Annotated in this window: 15 protein-coding genes and 4 pseudogenes; 8 read left to right on the forward strand and 11 right to left on the reverse strand. The window is 50.2% G+C overall.

The genetic code is table 11. The annotated features are described in order from the left end of the window. Positions 1 to 157: 157 nt before the first annotated feature. Positions 158 to 532, reverse strand: a complete 375-nt coding sequence (gene tnpB / locus FQ192_RS35070) for an IS66 family insertion sequence element accessory protein TnpB (protein ID WP_372242354.1) — start codon at positions 530 to 532, stop codon at positions 158 to 160. A gap of 17 nt (positions 533 to 549) precedes the next feature. On the opposite strand from tnpB, the pseudogene FQ192_RS20345 reads away from it, so the two are divergent. Further along, a pseudogene (locus FQ192_RS20345) lies at positions 550 to 759 on the forward strand (chemotaxis protein CheB); the annotation flags it as partial. A 404-nt stretch (positions 760 to 1,163) separates the two neighbouring features. Here FQ192_RS20345 and FQ192_RS20350 read toward each other — a convergent pair. The 5 genes and pseudogenes from FQ192_RS20350 to FQ192_RS20375 all read right to left on the reverse strand — a co-directional run bounded on the left by FQ192_RS20350 (position 1,164) and on the right by FQ192_RS20375 (position 6,093). Further along, the gene (locus tag FQ192_RS20350; protein WP_149660162.1) at positions 1,164 to 2,192 is read right to left on the reverse strand and encodes a chemotaxis protein CheW; all 1,029 of its coding nucleotides are present in this window, start codon (positions 2,190 to 2,192) and stop codon (positions 1,164 to 1,166) included. Positions 2,193 to 2,584: 392 nt separating this feature from the next. After that, positions 2,585 to 3,243 (reverse strand): annotated as a pseudogene (locus tag FQ192_RS20360) (IS630 family transposase); the annotation flags it as partial. After that, positions 3,221 to 3,523, reverse strand: coding sequence for a hypothetical protein (locus FQ192_RS20365; RefSeq protein WP_218585782.1), 303 nt, complete (start codon positions 3,521 to 3,523; stop codon positions 3,221 to 3,223). The gene FQ192_RS20365 and the pseudogene FQ192_RS20360, both read right to left, overlap by 23 nt. A gap of 120 nt (positions 3,524 to 3,643) precedes the next feature. After that, the gene (locus tag FQ192_RS20370) at positions 3,644 to 4,456 is read right to left on the reverse strand and encodes an alpha/beta fold hydrolase (RefSeq protein WP_178129177.1); all 813 of its coding nucleotides are present in this window, start codon (positions 4,454 to 4,456) and stop codon (positions 3,644 to 3,646) included. A gap of 1,253 nt (positions 4,457 to 5,709) precedes the next feature. Then, positions 5,710 to 6,093, reverse strand: coding sequence for a tautomerase family protein (locus FQ192_RS20375; RefSeq protein ID WP_149660164.1), 384 nt, complete (start codon positions 6,091 to 6,093; stop codon positions 5,710 to 5,712). Between the two features lie 160 nt (positions 6,094 to 6,253). Here FQ192_RS20375 and FQ192_RS20380 point away from each other — a divergent pair, with 160 nt between their 5' ends. The 3 genes from FQ192_RS20380 (at position 6,254) to FQ192_RS35075 (ending at position 7,882) form a co-directional block, all read left to right on the forward strand. Continuing rightward, positions 6,254 to 7,147 carry a LysR substrate-binding domain-containing protein gene (locus FQ192_RS20380; RefSeq protein WP_149660165.1) on the forward strand — a complete coding sequence of 298 codons (894 nt, stop codon included), beginning with the start codon at positions 6,254 to 6,256 and terminating at the stop codon, positions 7,145 to 7,147. A 128-nt stretch (positions 7,148 to 7,275) separates the two neighbouring features. Next, positions 7,276 to 7,422 carry a LysR family transcriptional regulator gene (locus tag FQ192_RS34195; RefSeq protein WP_218585783.1) on the forward strand — a complete coding sequence of 49 codons (147 nt, stop codon included), beginning with the start codon at positions 7,276 to 7,278 and terminating at the stop codon, positions 7,420 to 7,422. A gap of 94 nt (positions 7,423 to 7,516) precedes the next feature. After that, positions 7,517 to 7,882: a hypothetical protein gene (locus FQ192_RS35075; RefSeq protein ID WP_372242355.1), complete on the forward strand. Its 366-nt coding sequence runs from the start codon at positions 7,517 to 7,519 to the stop codon at positions 7,880 to 7,882. Between the two features lie 145 nt (positions 7,883 to 8,027). Here FQ192_RS35075 and FQ192_RS20390 read toward each other — a convergent pair whose 3' ends face one another. Together FQ192_RS20390 and FQ192_RS20395 are read right to left on the reverse strand one after the other, a co-directional pair. Further along, on the reverse strand, positions 8,028 to 8,525 hold the full coding sequence (locus FQ192_RS20390; protein ID WP_256672323.1) for a LysE family translocator: 498 nt from the start codon (positions 8,523 to 8,525) through the stop codon (positions 8,028 to 8,030). 139 nt (positions 8,526 to 8,664) lie between these two features. Next, positions 8,665 to 8,865 (reverse strand): annotated as a pseudogene (locus FQ192_RS20395) (transposase); the annotation flags it as partial. 184 nt (positions 8,866 to 9,049) lie between these two features. Between FQ192_RS20395 and FQ192_RS20400 the strand changes: the two are divergent. Together FQ192_RS20400 and FQ192_RS20405 are read left to right on the forward strand one after the other, a co-directional pair. Then, entirely contained in the window at positions 9,050 to 10,516 is a 1,467-nt protein-coding gene (locus tag FQ192_RS20400) for an NAD-dependent succinate-semialdehyde dehydrogenase (RefSeq protein ID WP_149660166.1), read from the forward strand. A 19-nt stretch (positions 10,517 to 10,535) separates the two neighbouring features. Further along, complete coding sequence (locus tag FQ192_RS20405; RefSeq protein WP_149660167.1) at positions 10,536 to 11,942, forward strand: aspartate aminotransferase family protein; 1,407 nt, start codon at positions 10,536 to 10,538, stop codon at positions 11,940 to 11,942. 274 nt (positions 11,943 to 12,216) lie between these two features. Here FQ192_RS20405 and FQ192_RS20410 read toward each other — a convergent pair. Continuing rightward, positions 12,217 to 12,810 (reverse strand): annotated as a pseudogene (locus FQ192_RS20410) (transposase); the annotation flags it as partial. A gap of 409 nt (positions 12,811 to 13,219) precedes the next feature. Here FQ192_RS20410 and FQ192_RS20415 point away from each other — a divergent pair. Both FQ192_RS20415 and FQ192_RS20420 read left to right on the forward strand, forming a co-directional pair. Beyond that, positions 13,220 to 13,765 carry a DUF2867 domain-containing protein gene (locus FQ192_RS20415; protein ID WP_149660168.1) on the forward strand — a complete coding sequence of 182 codons (546 nt, stop codon included), beginning with the start codon at positions 13,220 to 13,222 and terminating at the stop codon, positions 13,763 to 13,765. Positions 13,766 to 14,021: 256 nt separating this feature from the next. Continuing rightward, a complete protein-coding gene (locus FQ192_RS20420; RefSeq protein ID WP_149660169.1) occupies positions 14,022 to 14,357 on the forward strand; it encodes a cytochrome c in 336 nt (111 codons plus the stop codon). A gap of 278 nt (positions 14,358 to 14,635) precedes the next feature. Here FQ192_RS20420 and FQ192_RS20425 read toward each other — a convergent pair whose 3' ends face one another. Both FQ192_RS20425 and FQ192_RS20430 read right to left on the reverse strand, forming a co-directional pair. Continuing rightward, positions 14,636 to 15,172, reverse strand: a complete 537-nt coding sequence (locus tag FQ192_RS20425) for a DJ-1/PfpI family protein (RefSeq protein ID WP_149660326.1) — start codon at positions 15,170 to 15,172, stop codon at positions 14,636 to 14,638. Between the two features lie 237 nt (positions 15,173 to 15,409). Next, positions 15,410 to 16,168, reverse strand: coding sequence for an amino acid ABC transporter ATP-binding protein (locus FQ192_RS20430; RefSeq protein WP_149660170.1), 759 nt, complete (start codon positions 16,166 to 16,168; stop codon positions 15,410 to 15,412). Positions 16,169 to 16,170: the final 2 nt, after the last annotated feature.

The following is a 16,170-nucleotide window of genomic DNA, read 5'->3' on the forward strand; positions in this document are numbered from 1 at the left end:
ATCAACAGCATCAGTGAGGAGAACGCCCGTGACGCCCAGGCGCTCGATCAGGTCAGCCGCGCCATGCAAGCGTTGTCATCGCGTTTGACTGGATTGAGTAGGGGCTAGTTGTTTAAGCCTTAAGCCTTAAGCCTCGGTGCTGGGTTGGCTATGCCCCCTATCTCATAGCTCGCTTCGACGTTAAAATCCAAGGCAAGAGCTGTATGCGATAACTCCGCACGTACGGATCTGTGGAGGGAGGGTTGCAGGTAACTGCCATTACTACCACGACCGTCATGGCAGACGTTATACGACGGAAATGGCGTTGCCAAGCCAGCCTATTTTGCCAAAGATAACCCAGCACCAGGGCATGCAGTTGTTCAGCGCTCAATTCTATTTGAGAGCAGTTCCGAGAACCCGGCCTGAAAAACTTGCCCTTGTGCAAACGACGGGCCGCCAACCAGATGCCCAGCCCCTCTTGCACCAGTACTTTCATGTGATTGGCGCGGCGGTTGGCAAACAGATAACACAGTGCAGCTGCGCCGAACCGAATAGGCCAACACCGGCGGCACCCAAGCTTTTGAGTCGATACTCACTCGCCAGACTAAGGGGGGCGTGAATAGCCTCGCAATCGTTCAGCGAATGCCACAGCGCTTTACCAAAGCATTCTCCGAACGGCTGAGTCAGTTGTGCCAGATCGAGGTGCTTGAGATATGCAATGGCAACCGGGTAATACCGGGGCGTGCAGTGATCGCAAGTATTCGTGGATCACTACCTTAAAAACTCGCAGGTATCGTCATGCGTCAGGTTGAAAATCCCCTGCCACTCCGCGCTATTTACCAAAAAACGTACCGTTCGCACTGCGGGGTAGACTTTTTAGCATATCTCCATGTTACACGCGCACATAACATGTCTGAAAATAAATTTTCCAGCTTTGCAAGTGATAGCCGTATTGGGTAATAGTATTTTAAGCGTATTTGCGCGCCTACTTTCTGTACTTTGCACCACAGTAAAAACAGATACTTTAGTTTCGTCATACAAATGTCGCCGACTTTAAAAATCAGCGAAAAATAATACGGCGGAAAACAAAAATCACCATAAATCGCTCGAGCCAAAAAATTCAAACACGAAAACCTTTCGAAAAATTTCATGAGATCGCTAGTCAGTAAAATAGTTAAAAAAGATCAAGCTTTTTTATAAGGACCTGGCAAATTTTCATCTCGAGAGCGCAACCCTGGCACATGGTTAAATCTGAGCCAATTATTTAAATCCAGTATCGTTACATAATCATTTTCTGTTTTGTATTCACCCTGCGCGAAATCATTTCGAGCTCTATCAGCTTTAGCGCGAGTCGGTACAATATTCGCTTGATCCACCATAATTAAATTACCAACACCATCTGCCTTAATACCGACTTTTTGCACTTCGCTATCAGATTTCAACAACAAGATAACAATTAGAGTATTTCGACCAATTTTAGTTTTCTCACCGCTAAAATGATTACTCAAATCAATCACAGGCACCACTGATCCGTCTAGATTAATAGCACTACGAATTTTATCTGGTACACCTGGGTCTGCAAAAAGCTTAGTAGCATGCAAAACTTCTACAACCGTAGCAATACTTACTGCGTACCGTTCACCACCTAAAATAAAAGGGAGATATGGCCGAAATAAAGATAAACCTGAAAAATCATCCATTGCCAACGATGGAGCTTCGGTTCTTACACGCTCCTTTGCTGCCAATAACCGCCTCAGAGCATCGTTTAACCCATGTATATTTTCGGTAGCTTTCGCGATTTTATGCTGAAAAATATTTGAATCCGTTGTTTGATCTATTACCCCTATTTTTTCTACCGCCGATTCTTCAGCCATGTAATCGCCCAAAACAAATTTTTTTGATTTCACTAAAGCGTCTTTTGCGGCACTACTTTCCACTCGAGACGAAAAACCTGAATTTTTTATTATGTCAACTTTGATCTTTGGGGTAATCTGCTGAAGAGAAACCTTTGAAGCCTCTAAGTTATTACCAACTAACTTCAGCAGCTCAAAAATATTAACATATTCCTCGGCGCGGTCTTTTTTTTGTTGCTTGTCGAGCAACTCCATGCGCTGGCGCGCTTTATTAACATTAACTCGTAAGAAGTAAATCAGAATAATAGAAGCTGCAATTATTAACACCAAAAACCCCAGAATTACGTGCGTATTTATCATATAGAGTACTCAATAGCCGTCGATATATTTTTATCAAGCTGACATATAAATGTTTTTCTATAATGCGTATTTAGTTAGAGCGTAACCGCCAGTCCAACACACATTCCTTATCCCCGCATGCCAGATCAATCCGAAGTTGACACCTGAAACCCGTACCGGCAAAGTCTCATTAGTTTTTGCTAAGGCCAGTTATATCCCGCCATGCATCTCAGTGCGTGTTCTCCTGCGATAAAAAGCGTGAATCGCCCCCCCTACGAATAGAAACCCAATCCCAAACGCTTCTATAGGGGAGAGCTAGCGTTGGTTGATTAGAAGATTCAGCGCAGTCGCATAAGGGGTTTCGCTAGCGATCAACTGCCCGCTGAGAGCTAGTGTGCTGTTTTAGAAATAATTTACCCGCCAACCTGTGAGGCCATCGCCTCACGGGCTCTCTGTATTTTGTTCAAAATATCTTCTCCCTTTGCGTTCCAGACGTAGCGAGTCTGCTGCGCATTTCGCAGTGCCAGGAACGTGGTAATCGAGCTCTCCAATTCGCGAACTGAACTGAAACTGCCCTCACGCAAATATACCGTGATGTCGCGAAAGAACCGCTCAACCATGTTCATCCACGAGCTGGAGGTCGGGGTGAAATGCATGTGGAAGCGTTTGTGCTTCTCAAGCCAGGCCTTCACTTTCGGGTGTTTGTGTGTGGTGTAATTGTCGACGGTCAGATGCAACTGAATGTGATTGGGCGTTTAGCGATTGATTTTTTTGAGAAATTCCAGCCATTCCTGATGCCGGTGTTGTCGCTCGATGGAACTGATCAAGCGTCCCTGAAGATAATCCAGCGCAGTCAATAAGGTGACGGTGCCGTGGCGAATATAATCGTGCTATTACGTGCGTATATGACCGATCCCCAAAGGCAGTCCAGCTGAGTAAGCTTCAGAGCCTGAACTTGGCTTTTTTCATAGCAACAGATCACTAATGCCTTATCCGGCGGTTCGAGATACAGCCCGATCACATCCCAGAACTACTCTTCGAAATGTGGATCATTGGACAGTTTGAGACAGCGGAAGTGTAGCCAAGACCACAGAAAAGTTATTTCGAGAACAGCGCACTAGCGAACGCTTTTTTGAGAATATCGCCGAGTTTACTTCAACACCATGCGGGTCTGACAGCATGAACACTGGTGCCTTGTCGCCCATTTTTTGGGCCTTGTCGGCCACGCCGGAAGCGCGCAGCTCGGCGGTGGCTCGTTGCATCACTTCGATTCCTGAATGCGGTACGTTGTAAGGCGGCTTGCCGGCGTCGAAATCAGCTTTGAAAGTGTCGAGTTTGGATTTAAGAGTCATGGCAGTTTTCCTTTATGTCAGTCGCTAGGCCAGGGGGATTGATGATCGAGGGGAAAGCCCATTTTATACTCGAACAACATTGCCAATCTACGGATCATATTCAATCGTTGTTTCAACTCTTCAGGCCAAAGCCACCGCCTCAGAAAAATGCTCTAACAATCTTCTGGAGACTACGTCTGGAATCTCCAGCATCGGCCAATGGCCACAATGCGGAAAGTGCTTCACCTTCTGAGCGCCAAAACATTCTGCAAATCGACTATCAATATAAGTATCACGGTCGCCCCAAATGACCAGGGAAGGTTTATTAGCCGCAAGCGCGCGCAATTCAGTATTCCAAGTCTGAAAGACTTCCGGATCGAGTCCCCGGTAAAGACGAAGCACCATCTGACGCACCGAACCGGTAAAATCTCGGTAAGTGGCGCTAATGTATTCGCGGCTAGGCTTAGTTATCCCTGAGTTGGAGCGTATTGAGCGTGCTAGTCCAGACTGCGACATGAGAATATGGAGCAACTCACCAAGAATTGGAGTGCGGCAAATACGTCCGTAGCGGTGCCAGCGGTACTCGGACTGAAAAACCGTATTCATGATGGTTATGGTTTTTACTTTTTCTGGATGGCGCACCGCCCACGCCAGACCGAATGGACCTCCGACATCATGAACAACCAAATTTACTGGCTCACTGATACCGACGGCTGCAAGGAAAGCGTCAATAAACTCAGCCATTCCATTAAGGGTTATCTGAAAGCCGGTCGGCACTGCCGACTGCCCGAATCCGGGAAGGTCTGGTACAACGCATCGGTACGAGGAACTCACGACGCGAGTAACGTCCTTCCACACAGTACCGGAATCAGGTATGCCATGCAAAAAGAGCGTTGGTACGCCTTTTCCTGTATCTGAAAAATTGATCTTTGCTCCTTTAATATTCACAAACATAGTGGCCACCTTTAAGTAAGACGTGCAACAGAAATGCACGCATGACCGCAGTTTCATCGATTCACAAATAAATGAATATGGCAATTTATGTCATAATTGATGCAAATTATGCCACCCTGTTTTATTGAGCCTTTACCGCAGAATCTTATAAAAATCGGACTTTTGGTCTACCTAGGATGCGTGTCGGCCAGGCTTTTTGCTGTGGCTGATATTTTTTAGGGCGGCAACCAACGAAAGGGAAACTTGTCTTCGAGCCGATATGGATAGGTACTGGCAACGAGAGGGTGAATTTGGGCGGTGGACCGGCCCTCGTGATGGACTATTCACTACCGGACCCTGCGACGCCTATTTAATACGTAGTTTTTGGGCTGAAACCGCTACTGACATCGACCGGATGCTGGACCGGCAATCGCTCTTCATCGACGGACGACGTCAAGCCTCGAAAGATATTTCATTGCGGGCCTATTGCATGGGCGGCATTAGTGACCGCGACATGGTGGCTTGAACAGTCACTTCGAAAACATTTTACGTCAGTCGGGTGAAACTTGCAGCAAGCCGTCAAAGAGGATCACCACGCCATTATCGCGGCTAGTGCGAATGGCTACTGGCAATGTTAAGCAAGCTAATAATCACTCGGATACCAGCAGAAGTGACTCGGGACGTCGAGCAGGCACTGTTGGTTCCTCGCGCCAACACCGCTCATCCAGTGTTCAGATCGGCTGAAATGATTGGCCAGACTGAGCCGCAACTACAGGAATTGATTGCTTATGCCCCAACGGCGCCAGCGTTCGACTTGACCTAAGTGCGGCAGAATAATACCTTTTTATGTCGTAAAGAACGTTAAGTAGAAAAATTGACTAGGCTACTCAAATTAGTGCGTGCGAATGGCTACGCCTGATTAAGCTGCTTCAAGTCGCAAACACCCATCTATCATCTACGGCATTGGTAAAGACGATATGTGCTGAGATGGGCTTTACTGACTAGGCAAGCTTAATGGGCGCCTTCAGAAAACTGCCCGGAATGACGACATCCCAATACAGACAACAGTATCGCCATTCAGTGACGTCGCTTGTTGATACTCTCAAACAACGACAAAACTGACGAGAGATTTTCCAGGTGTCGTGGCATGATTGGCTGATCACTAAAGATACTCCTCACCGGCGACGTAAACCCGCCAAAACTTGGCTTAACAATCGACCAGGATTATCTCTTGAGGCAAGCCATTGGTGTCGAGCACTCTACATAGCCAGTCATCAGGCATATTGGGCTTCGCCATTGCCCAATGACCAGTTTTCCTTTTTTACCTCGACTAGGTTAATGAACACATCTTCACGGCGCAACCCCAAACGCTCGTGCAAACCATCCGCTAAAGCTTTGTAGTACAGCGTCTTCAGTGCCAATGTCGCTCGCCCCTCGTTCAGCGTGATCTGTATGATGATGGCGTTTTCGCTTCTGTGAATACCATAATAGGTTGGGTCAATCACCAAATCTGTGGTCGAGTGCTCGGAAATCACATGGAATCGATTGTATTCTGGAACATTCAGTACTGTGAGCGTCGTATTGTAGATAACATCGCTTATGATACTACGATACTCGGCGGATTTGCCTTGCGGAACATGGATGCGAACGAGCGGCATGTGAGATCTCCTTGTGAACGGTGGAAAATGCTTGGATTTTAGTTGGGACGCTTCGTCATGTGTCAGTCACCAACGAATGAATCCCACGCAGGCATCGTGATCGTACGGCTAACACCCGACAACTTACTTTTATTCGTATATGAAATAGAATAACTATCCCATGAAAAATCTTCCCCCTCTTCGGTCATTAGTAGCTTTCGAGGCTGCGGCGAGGCACCTCAGCTTCACGAAAGCTGCTGAGGAACTGTATGTGACGCCAGGGGCGGTGGGGCAATTAATCCATAAGCTAGAAGACTGGCTAGAAATAAAACTATTTTACCGAGAGGTGAGAAAGGTCTCTCTAACCGAAGCCGGCGCTGCTTATTTCGGGCGTATCAGTTCCGCTCTAGGCCAGATTTCGCATGCCAGCATTCTGCTCAAGAAGCGCAGTTACAATGAGGTACGAATTTCGATGCCGCCCAGCTTTGCGAGGAAGTGGTTTGTTCCACGCATGGTGCGGTTCATGGACCTTCATCCTGAAATCCGCCTGAACATCGATGCAAGCGCAGCACTAGTGGATTTTGACAACGAATCGGTTGATATTGCGATCAGGCATTTCAAGGCGCAGGAGAGCAACAGGTTCGATGTTGAATTGCTTTTTCTTGACGAGCTGCGGATATATTGCAGTCCAATGTATTGCGAAAAACTGGAACTGAAACAGTCGGTTAATTTAGCAAAAGCGACTCTTTTGGCAACCAAAATCCACCCCTATTGGGAGCGCTGGCTCCTGCAATTTACCAAGTTGTCGGGGCGAGAAATTGGCGAGATTCCCACCATCAACTTCGATGCATCCCATCTGGCGGTTGATACTGCCAAGCGCCATCAGGGGGTCGTGCTGACCAGTACGTCGCTCGTGGAGCATGAAATTGCAAGCGGCGAGTTGATCGAACCATTTGAAGCTCTACTTCCCGTCGATGAAGGCTACTATCTCATTGGCCCCAAAGGCTCCTTCGCGCAGGGTGGCGCGGTTGAGGCTTTGAGGTTTTGGCTGAGGCAAGAGTGTCGCGTTAGTTAATAAACCTTTTGTGCAGGAAAACCAAAAAACAAAGTGCCAATTTCTTTTCTTTGGCTTGATCAGGTATTGACTAACACCTTTACTGCCTCGACGAGCAAGCGTCGAACTTTACCAAAGCGGCGGCTCAAGTGGGGGCGTCACAAACAGCACTGAGCCGAACGCTCAGACATCTCGAAGAGCAATTGGGTGTGCAGTTGCTAACTCGCAGTACCCGCAGCCTTTCACCGACAGAGGCTGGAGAACGCTTGATTGGCTCCATCGGTCCATACTTTTAAGGCATTGAAGCAGGGTCGGCAGATCTGTCCGAGCTAAGCGGAAACCAGCAGGCACCTGAGGATCACCTCGGTAGAACATGCATCTGCAACGATTCTGACGACAACGGTCAGTAGGCTCATGCTGGATTACGCAGAGGTTCGGGTCGAAATCACCAATGACTATGGGTTGGTGGATTTCGTCGAGCAACGGTACGACGCCGGGATTCGTTTAGGCGAGCAGGTGGCCAGGGCCATGATCGGATTTCGTATAGATCCTGACTTTCGGCAGGCCGTAGTGAGGTCACCCTCATACTTCGAACGCAGGACAACACCTGTTACGCCCCATGATCTGACAGTCCATATCGGAATCAACTTGCGTCTGCCCATATCAGGTGGGCTCTGGTTTTGGCCGTTTGCAAAGAAATCGTTGGTCAGAACGAATGCAAAAGACTGGTCAGGTCGAATGCAAACAGATGGTTAAGTCCAGTGCAATTTCGCGAAGGCTATCGCAGCTACTTGATGACTGATGATTACACTGTTTAGTCGAGCGCGTTTCCGGGCTGGCTTACGCTTCAGAAAGCATGATTTTGAGACCGGCGGCTCCGAAAACGGCGGCGAGAGTACCTTCAATCCATCGTCTTGCTCGACGATATGCATGCGATCATGGGTGCTGTTGAAAAAATGACGGCATAGCTACAGAAAATGGTGACGCTCAAAACGGCGCATCCAGCCAGAATCACAGCCACCTTAGCGGGAGAGGCTTGCGGCCCTAATCCGAGCGTCATGGTAGCGATCCAGCCCAGTAGCGCTTTGGGGTTGGTCAGGTGCATGAGTAGACCGCGTTTATAGAGGCTGAAGCCGGTAATCTGCCGCGCGGCTGCCGTTTGCATTTCGTGCCTTTTATCCGTGGTCAGCGCGGAGCGCCCAGCTTTGACAGCAAGGAAAAGCAAATAGGCCCCACCGAGTAGTTTCAAGATCCCTAGCGCCTGCGCGTATTGCGTGAGGATGGCGGATACGCCGGTTGCAGCCATCGACCCCCAAAAAAATGAGCCGCTTATCACACCTGCAGCGAGCATTAGCGCAGGCCGTCGCCCTTGGTGCATCGCAACGCCCATGATCCGCATATTGGGTTTTGCTTGGATTGCTGTGTAACCAGCAAGCGGAAGCGCGAATTGCTCCTGGCAGTAACATCGAACCTCGTAATGCTGTTTAGGCCGCGTCAGCGGCCAAAACAGCCATTCACTAACGATTAAACGACTTGGTTCACGCCCTAATAGCTTCAAGCAATCCTGGGATGCCGAAGATGCTCATCATTCGTTTGAGGTTGTACGCGAACACATGAAGGCTCATCTCGGTACTTACCCTTGGCAGAGTTTTAGTCAGGAAGTGGGTGGCTCCCATCCAATATTTGAGCGTTCCGAAAGGATACTCAACAGTCTGGCGGCGAGCCTTCATCTTCCTTGGGTAATTCGCGGGGCTCTAGCGTGTTTTGCCTTGGTCAGAAACTAGCAAAAAACGGGCGCGCAGAAAAAGAGCGCAAGAAGTTAGTAAAACGCAGTAATTATGTGTCGTACTGGTATTTATAGACGTTTTGCCGCTCGATAAGGTCAATAAACTGGCGACAACAAAAACACGTTAAGTGGTCGCGATGAAAAACCTTGCCAAAAATGCTTTGAGTCAACTTACTCGCCCAGACCTCCTGGAAACGCGCGCATATATTAATGGAGAGTGGATTGATGTCGATTTTCGCCTGGCTGTTACAGATCCGGCTACCGATGCAAAAATCGCAGAAGTCGCCCATTGCGATGTCATTTGGGTTGATCGCGCCGTTGAAGCGGCCGGTGCCGCATTCCCTGCATGGCGCGATTTGTTACCAGCTCAGCGGGGCGTAATTCTTCGGAAGTGGGCAGCGCTGACTCTCGAGCATGCCCAAGATTTGGCGGTCATCATGACCGCTGAACAAGGCAAGCCTTTTGAGGAGTCCTTGGGTGAAATCTCCTATGGTGCAGCTTTCTTGGAATGGTTCGCTGCTGAAGGGGAGCGCTGCTACGGAGAGACCATTCCGAGCCATTTGGCTGGTAGTCAGCTTCTAACAAAACTGCAGCCTCTCGGAGTTGTCGCCGCGATTACACCTTGGAATTTCCCAAGTGCAATGATTACTCGTAAGGCGGGTGCCGCACTAGCTGCCGGCTGCACGATGATCGTTAAGCCGGCGCCTGAAACGCCGTTGTCGGCACTTGCACTGGCCAAGCTCGCCGAGGAAGCAGGAATTCCTGCGGGCGTATTCCAAGTCCTGACCGGTGATGCGATTGAGCAATCCGCTCGTCTGCTGCAGCGCCCAGAGGTGCGTGCGTTCAGTTTCACTGGGTCTACTGAAGTAGGGAAGCTGCTGCTGAAGCAGTCCGGTGACACAGTGAAAAAAGTATCGCTCGAATTGGGTGGACATGCGCCTTTCATCGTGTTCGATGATGCTTCGATTGAAGAGTCAGTTGCTGGTTGTATTGGTGCCAAATTCTCAACATCAGGGCAGGACTGTCTCGGCGCTAACCGCATTTATGTTCAGCGCGGCCATTACGAAAAGTTCGTCGAAGCTTTCGCTGCTGCTACAGCTAAGTTGACGGTTGGTCATGGGCTTGAGAGAGGTGTCGATATCGGCCCGATGACTCGTCGTTCGGTCGCTATCAAGTGCCGTGACCATATTGAGAATGCTACGTCCCTGGGGGCGCGCATTGTGGTTGGTAGTGCGGTTATTCACGGGAATTTTGTCACGCCGACCGTTCTAGCAGATGTCACCGACGAGATGGACATCGCCTTCGAAGAAACCTTTGGGCCAGTTGCTGCGATTCTTCCATTTGATACGGAGGATGAGGTTTTACGTCGGGCTAACAAAACCGAGTTTGGCCTTGCGGCCTACGTTTACACCAATGATTTGCGCCGGGCACTTCGACTTTCTGATCGATTGGAATACGGCATGGTCGCGCTCAATACGCCGAAGTTTACTGGCGCTCCCATCCCATTCGGCGGCTGGAAGCAATCCGGCCTAGGCCGAGAAGGTTCCAAACACGGCCTTGCCGAATACATGGAACTCAAATACGTCTGCTTCGGCAACCTGTGAGAATTGAGGAGATAACAACATGAATAAGCAAACACATGATCTGATTGCAGCCCAGGATCGTAATGCCGTCCTGCATCCGTTTACCAATCTGAAAGATTTCGCCAGCGGCAAACTTGGTGATCCCACCATCGTTGAGTCTGGTAAAGGAATCCGGATCACAGATTCCACCGGTCGTGAATACATCGACGGTTTTGCGGGCTTGTATTGCATGAACGTTGGTTACGGTCGTACTGAAGTGGCCGAGGCTATTTCTCGTCAAGCACACAAGCTCGCCTACTACCACAGTTATGCAGCCCACACGACGGACGAATTGGCTCGCCTGTCGGATCGTCTGGTTCGCATGGCACCCGGCAAGATGAGCAAGGTTTTTTACGGTCTCTCCGGTTCCGATGCTAACGAAACTCAAGCCAAACTGGTCTGGTACTACAACAATCTGCGTGGTCTGCCGAGGAAGAAAAAAATCATCACCCGCGATCGTGGCTATCATGGCTGTTCGGTGATTTCGGGTTCTATGACCGGGATGAGCTTCTACCACGACTACATGGACTTGCCTGTCACCGGCATCCTGCGTACCGGGGCCCCGCACCATTATTGGGGGGCCGAAGCTGGTGAAACTGAAGAGCAATTTTCCGCCCGTCGCGCACAGGAGCTGGAGGAGCTGATCTTGCATGAAGATCCGGACACGATCGGGGCTTTCATTGCTGAACCAGTTCTGGGCACGGGGGGTATCACTCCGCCTCCAGCCGGCTATTGGGCTGCGATCCAGCCAGTCCTCAAGAAATACGACATCCTTCTGATTGCCGACGAGGTGATCACGGGATTTGGTCGCACCGGCGCGATGTTTGGCTGCGATAAGTACGGCATCGAGCCTGACCTTATCACCGTAGCAAAAGGCTTGACCTCGGCATACGCTCCACTGTCCGCTGCTATCGTTGGCGAGAAGGTTTACAAGGTTATGGAAGAGGGGGCCGATCATGTCGGTGCGTTCTCGCACGGGTATACATATTCTGGCCATCCAATTGGTGTCGCTGCCGCAAATGCTGTCCTGGACATTGTTGAGCAAGAAGATATCCCCGGCAACGCCGCTCGAGTGGGGGCTTATCTGCAGAGCAGCCTCAAGGAAGTGTTCGGTGGTCTGCCGATTGTTGGAGAGGTTCGGGGCGTCGGATTGATGGCAGCTCTGGAGTTTGTCGCGGATCCGGTTACCAAGAAACGCTTCGATCCGGCCCTGAAAGTAGGTGCGCGTATCTCCAAGGCTGCTCGCGATTTGAACCTGATTGCCCGGGCAATGCCCCATGGCGAAATCCTAGGTTTCGCTCCACCTCTGGTGACCACCGAAAAAGAAGTCGATCAGATAATTGATCTAGCCCATCAAGCTGTACAAAAAATTATCAACGAATTGACCGCTGAAGGCGCCCTGCGCTGATTCTTAACTAAAAGAATGATTTTTACTCTTGGCCGGAACCTCACCGGCCTTTTTTATCCTGTAATTACCTCTTGAGGTGCTATGAATTTAACATATGCATGATAAGCAGTGACTACGTGAATGATTCAGCTCATTTGAACGCAATGGTCTATCAAAGTAAGAGTCGAAGAGGGAAAAGCCTGGATTGGCCTCAACTTGTCAACGTTATGCAGCGGTTGATTCGCGGGGATATCAAAAAGGAAGTTGAGCAGACTAATGCAGCGGAAAACACGAACAGGCGAGTAGCCTTGGGCTGAGCGATTGAGGCTTCTTGCTGATCGGCTTCGTCGAGCGCAGTCAGGTACCGATTGATACTCGATTCAATTTCTTCCATTCGCCGCTTCAGTTTGGCGCTGGTGAAATTGCGGTCGCGGTTGTTGACCGCCTTGAACTTCCTGCCGTCGATGGCGACCAGATTTTCTCCGAACAGTCCCAGCTGCTGGCACAGCACCACGAATTGGCGGCAGACGCCTCGGATGGCCTTGCTGTTGTCTTTTCGGAAGTTGGCGATGGTCTTGAAATCGGGTATCAAACGTCCGGTCAGCCACATCAGCTCGACGTTGCGTTGGGCCTCTCGCTCCAGGCGTCGGCTTGAATGAATGCGGTTCAGATAGCCGTAGATATAAATCTTTAGCAGGATCGCGGGATGGTAAGCCGGCCGGCCTGTATCAGCCGGTATGGCACCTTCGAAACCCAATTTGACCAGGTCGAATTCGTCGACAAAGACGTCGACTACGCGCACCGGGTTGGTATCCGTGACGTAATCGTCGAGGCTCTCCGGAAGGAAGGTGCCTTGGTCTCGATGTTCACCTTGGATAAAGCGCTTCATGGGCGATCCCTGAGATGAAATCCTCAGAAATCATAGCAAGGGTTTGCGAGAGCGTTTTTACACACTCTGGGCCAAAAGCAGCCGGCGAGTACCAGTAAGAGTCGGAGATCAGTGGGGCGTTCGGTTGCGACTACTAAGCCAGGGGCTATTCAATGCTACGCTTCCTGTGATTCGTACTCGAACCCTCATCTAGGGCCAAAAAATGACAGCACTGAGGTTCTTTTTCGTGAAGTACAGATATCGCCTCAAGTCGTCGCTCGATAGCGAGTCCTGGTCCGAAGGCACAAGGCCGATTCGGGCGGATAGCAAAGAAGATGCCAATTACAGTGCTAGTCAAATGCTCCCGCAGGATATGCCAGATCATGTGGTTGAAATTTTAGACCTCAGAAACGAACCATAGGCCGCATACATGTCAACCGAACACCATCACGCAACATCTGTGTCGCTTCCTCCGGAGTCGGCGATTGCTAAAGCCTACGCATCAATGAATCTCGCCGACGCTTACTCGATCGAGCTTCCCACCGGAGCGTCAACCAATCCCGAATTGTTGGCGAGGTTCATCTTCGCTCACCAAGCGCCTTGGGTCAGCAGCCTCTTGACGGTTCGAGACGCGCTCGTAGCCGGTTTCGGCCTCAAGACAGCTAAGCATCTCGCATCACTGGATGCGGAGAGCGGAGCGGGCCGACTCGGCATCTTTAAGATCTACAGCACAAGTCCAACTGAAGTTGTTCTTGGAGAAGACGACAAGCACCTGGACTTCAGGCTCTCTGTTCTGTGTTCCGGTCAGTCGTCGCCGGGAGCTAAACGTCACTTGATTCTGTCGACCGTTGTTCATTGCCACAATCGCTTAGGTCGTCTCTATATTTTTCTCATTGCCCCGTTTCATCGCTTAGTCGTTCAGTCCAATCTTCGTCGTGCGGCACGGATCGGCTGGCCGTCGGCGACGGAGACGTAAGCCAAAGTCCAAATCATCATGCGCGGCCAACTGAGGTCTAACCCTTCCCTCAACCCGGACCGCAACCGAAGACTGGCGCTGCGCGGCATAGGTTGCGGCCTGTTAGCTCGGCGTTGAACGACAGCTTCCGGGAAGCATGACCTACGGCAAAGGGTCGGTTGCAGCCGTTTTCGCCCATCGTCATTCCCCTCCTGCTACGCTCTCACTTAGCGCCCCTAAGCAGCTCACGTCATCGTTGGGTCGTCAGGAGCCTAAAATGAAATTCGCATTTCTGACGTTCATAGCCCTACTCACCTGCTCATCGGCAATGGCATCACCGCCAGATGGAGAAACACTTTTTCAAGATAACTGCATGTTTTGTCATGGGCCTCGAGGCACGGGAGGATCGGCACCTAAGCTGGCCGGAGATGCCAGTGAGTGGAAATCAAAAGTATTTGAGAGAGCCGTGCTGAGCGGTATCGACGACCATGGGGCGCCTCTGAAGGCGCCAATGCCGCATTGGGTTAACGCTAGCTTCAAATCTGACAACGGTGTAAAGCCAAGCAAACTTGAAATTGATGCAATTCAGAAATACCTGCATCAGCAAAAGTAGTGTGTTTGCTTCGACCGAATGCTTTAGTTTCTGCGACATGCTTTTCACGCAGTGATCACAGAATGGAGCGCAGATTACCCCTGCTCATTTGAAGAATTCCCATTTGGCACGCCCGCATGCGGGCCATTTTTTTGGCTGCTACGCTTTCCTAATTCGAGGGAGGTTACCTGCAATGGAGGGCTGTTTTGATTCGATTTCTGCCTCTCGCGACTGGCAGCAAACGGCTGTGGATTGAACCGGTCGATGCAACGGATTGGCTGTTTTGTAGGACGAAGCAGTCATTGATGTTCCGCTGCCAACATTGACCTGAATTGAGAAGTGATCTCTGAAGATAGCCCGGCACCTTCGAACACTGCGCAGGTGAAGCTAACGGGTGCAGGGCCTGGAGCAGTTATGATGCGGTCTGCAACCACAGCCACTGGACTGCTTCGATAAAGCGTGGGCCCTTCATAACCTACGGCATTCTGTTGTAAGAAGTCAGCGCTGTTCGATGTATGAGGAACCGTGTCGAGAAGCCCGGCCCTCGCAAGTGCCAGCGTTCTCCCACAGATACCGGCAATTGTCGCTCCACTTGAACGACTAGCATGAAGAAACTCTCGAATATCCGGTGCTTCTGCACGTTTCCAGACCATTCCTCCAAAGACGACAACAACGTCCGGTTTCCAGTCCAGACATTGTTGCAAACTGCTATCGACAGTTACAGCCAATCCACCCTGCGAGCGGAACTGTCCCGTAGCAGAAGCGAAAAACCTGACGTCGATCCCGTAAAACGGAGACGCAGTTCCAGCAATGAAAGCATATTCCCAGTGGGTCAGTTTTCAATCAGCGCCAACAGATTACGACGTCTGGAGGCTGTACGAGCCGAAAAAGGCATTGCGTGTAGCGACCAGGACGGTTCGCATTGACCGGAAGACGCTCATTATAAAAAAAGCATTGGGCGGGTGACCAAACCTTACTCAATGCAAAAATAAAACTCTGAAGGGAATAGGCGCGCAAGTAAATTCAGCCGTGTAGAGCGCGATCATCCCGTACTCCGATTTTTGCTTTTTTTGTCAAATACCTGTTTGTAACACACGGCCTAAAAAGGCTTTGACCCGTGGGTTTTTATTATCCCCAAAGAATTGGGAGGGCGGAAGATCCTCCGCAATCTCTCCTTGATCGAAGAAAATCACCCTGTCAGCTACTTGACTGGCAAAACCCATTTCATGGGTAACAATGAGCATGGTGATACCTGTGGCCGCAAGGCGTTTCATTACATCCAGAACTTCGTTGACCATTTCCGGATCAAGCGCCGACGTGGGCTCATCGAACAGAAGAATCCGAGGTTCCATTGCCAATGCTCGTGCAATAGCGACCCTCTGCTGCTGACCACCTGAAAGCGCATGAGGATATTTATGGCTGTGGTCGCCCATACCTACTTTCTGTAGCAAGTCGTTGGCCAGTGACATTGCTTTTGCACGTGACAGTCCTCGAACTTTCATCGGCGCCAGACAAAGATTATCCAGCACGCTCAGATGTGGAAATAGATTGAATGACTGGAAAACCATTCCCACCTCGCGACGCAGCAACGCGAGGTTAGATGGTTTGTCTGATACCTCTACGCCGTCGATGACAATCGAGCCTTCTTCGTGTTTTTCCAGCCTATTCAAAAGACGTAGAAAGGTGGATTTTCCTGAACCGGAAGCACCAAGAATAGCGATAACTTCGCCGGCCTTTATTTGTACGCTCACGCGTTTCAACACACAGGTTGCACCATAGCTTTTCTTGACGCCGGCTATATTAATCAGAGTGGACACTTCAGGCGACTCCATCA

This window comes from Pseudomonas sp. ANT_J12 (genome assembly GCF_008370045.1).
Lineage (GTDB): Bacteria > Pseudomonadota > Gammaproteobacteria > Pseudomonadales > Pseudomonadaceae > Aquipseudomonas.

Excerpts from the sequence above, each read along its gene's own strand:
- FQ192_RS20375 (WP_149660164.1), bottom strand. The coding sequence starts at position 6,093 with ATGCCGCTCGTTCGCATCCATGTTCCGCAAGGCAAATCCGCCGAGTAT.
- FQ192_RS20370 (WP_178129177.1), bottom strand. The coding sequence starts at position 4,456 with ATGTTTGTGAATATTAAAGGAGCAAAGATCAATTTTTCAGATACAGGA.
- FQ192_RS20350 (WP_149660162.1), bottom strand. The coding sequence starts at position 2,192 with ATGATAAATACGCACGTAATTCTGGGGTTTTTGGTGTTAATAATTGCA.
- FQ192_RS20430 (WP_149660170.1), bottom strand. The coding sequence starts at position 16,168 with ATGGAGTCGCCTGAAGTGTCCACTCTGATTAATATAGCCGGCGTCAAG.
- FQ192_RS20365 (WP_218585782.1), bottom strand. The coding sequence starts at position 3,523 with ATGACTCTTAAATCCAAACTCGACACTTTCAAAGCTGATTTCGACGCC.
- FQ192_RS20380 (WP_149660165.1), top strand. The coding sequence starts at position 6,254 with ATGAAAAATCTTCCCCCTCTTCGGTCATTAGTAGCTTTCGAGGCTGCG.
- FQ192_RS20390 (WP_256672323.1), bottom strand. The coding sequence starts at position 8,525 with ATGCGGATCATGGGCGTTGCGATGCACCAAGGGCGACGGCCTGCGCTA.
- FQ192_RS20400 (WP_149660166.1), top strand. The coding sequence starts at position 9,050 with ATGAAAAACCTTGCCAAAAATGCTTTGAGTCAACTTACTCGCCCAGAC.
- FQ192_RS20415 (WP_149660168.1), top strand. The coding sequence starts at position 13,220 with ATGTCAACCGAACACCATCACGCAACATCTGTGTCGCTTCCTCCGGAG.
- FQ192_RS20420 (WP_149660169.1), top strand. The coding sequence starts at position 14,022 with ATGAAATTCGCATTTCTGACGTTCATAGCCCTACTCACCTGCTCATCG.
- FQ192_RS20405 (WP_149660167.1), top strand. The coding sequence starts at position 10,536 with ATGAATAAGCAAACACATGATCTGATTGCAGCCCAGGATCGTAATGCC.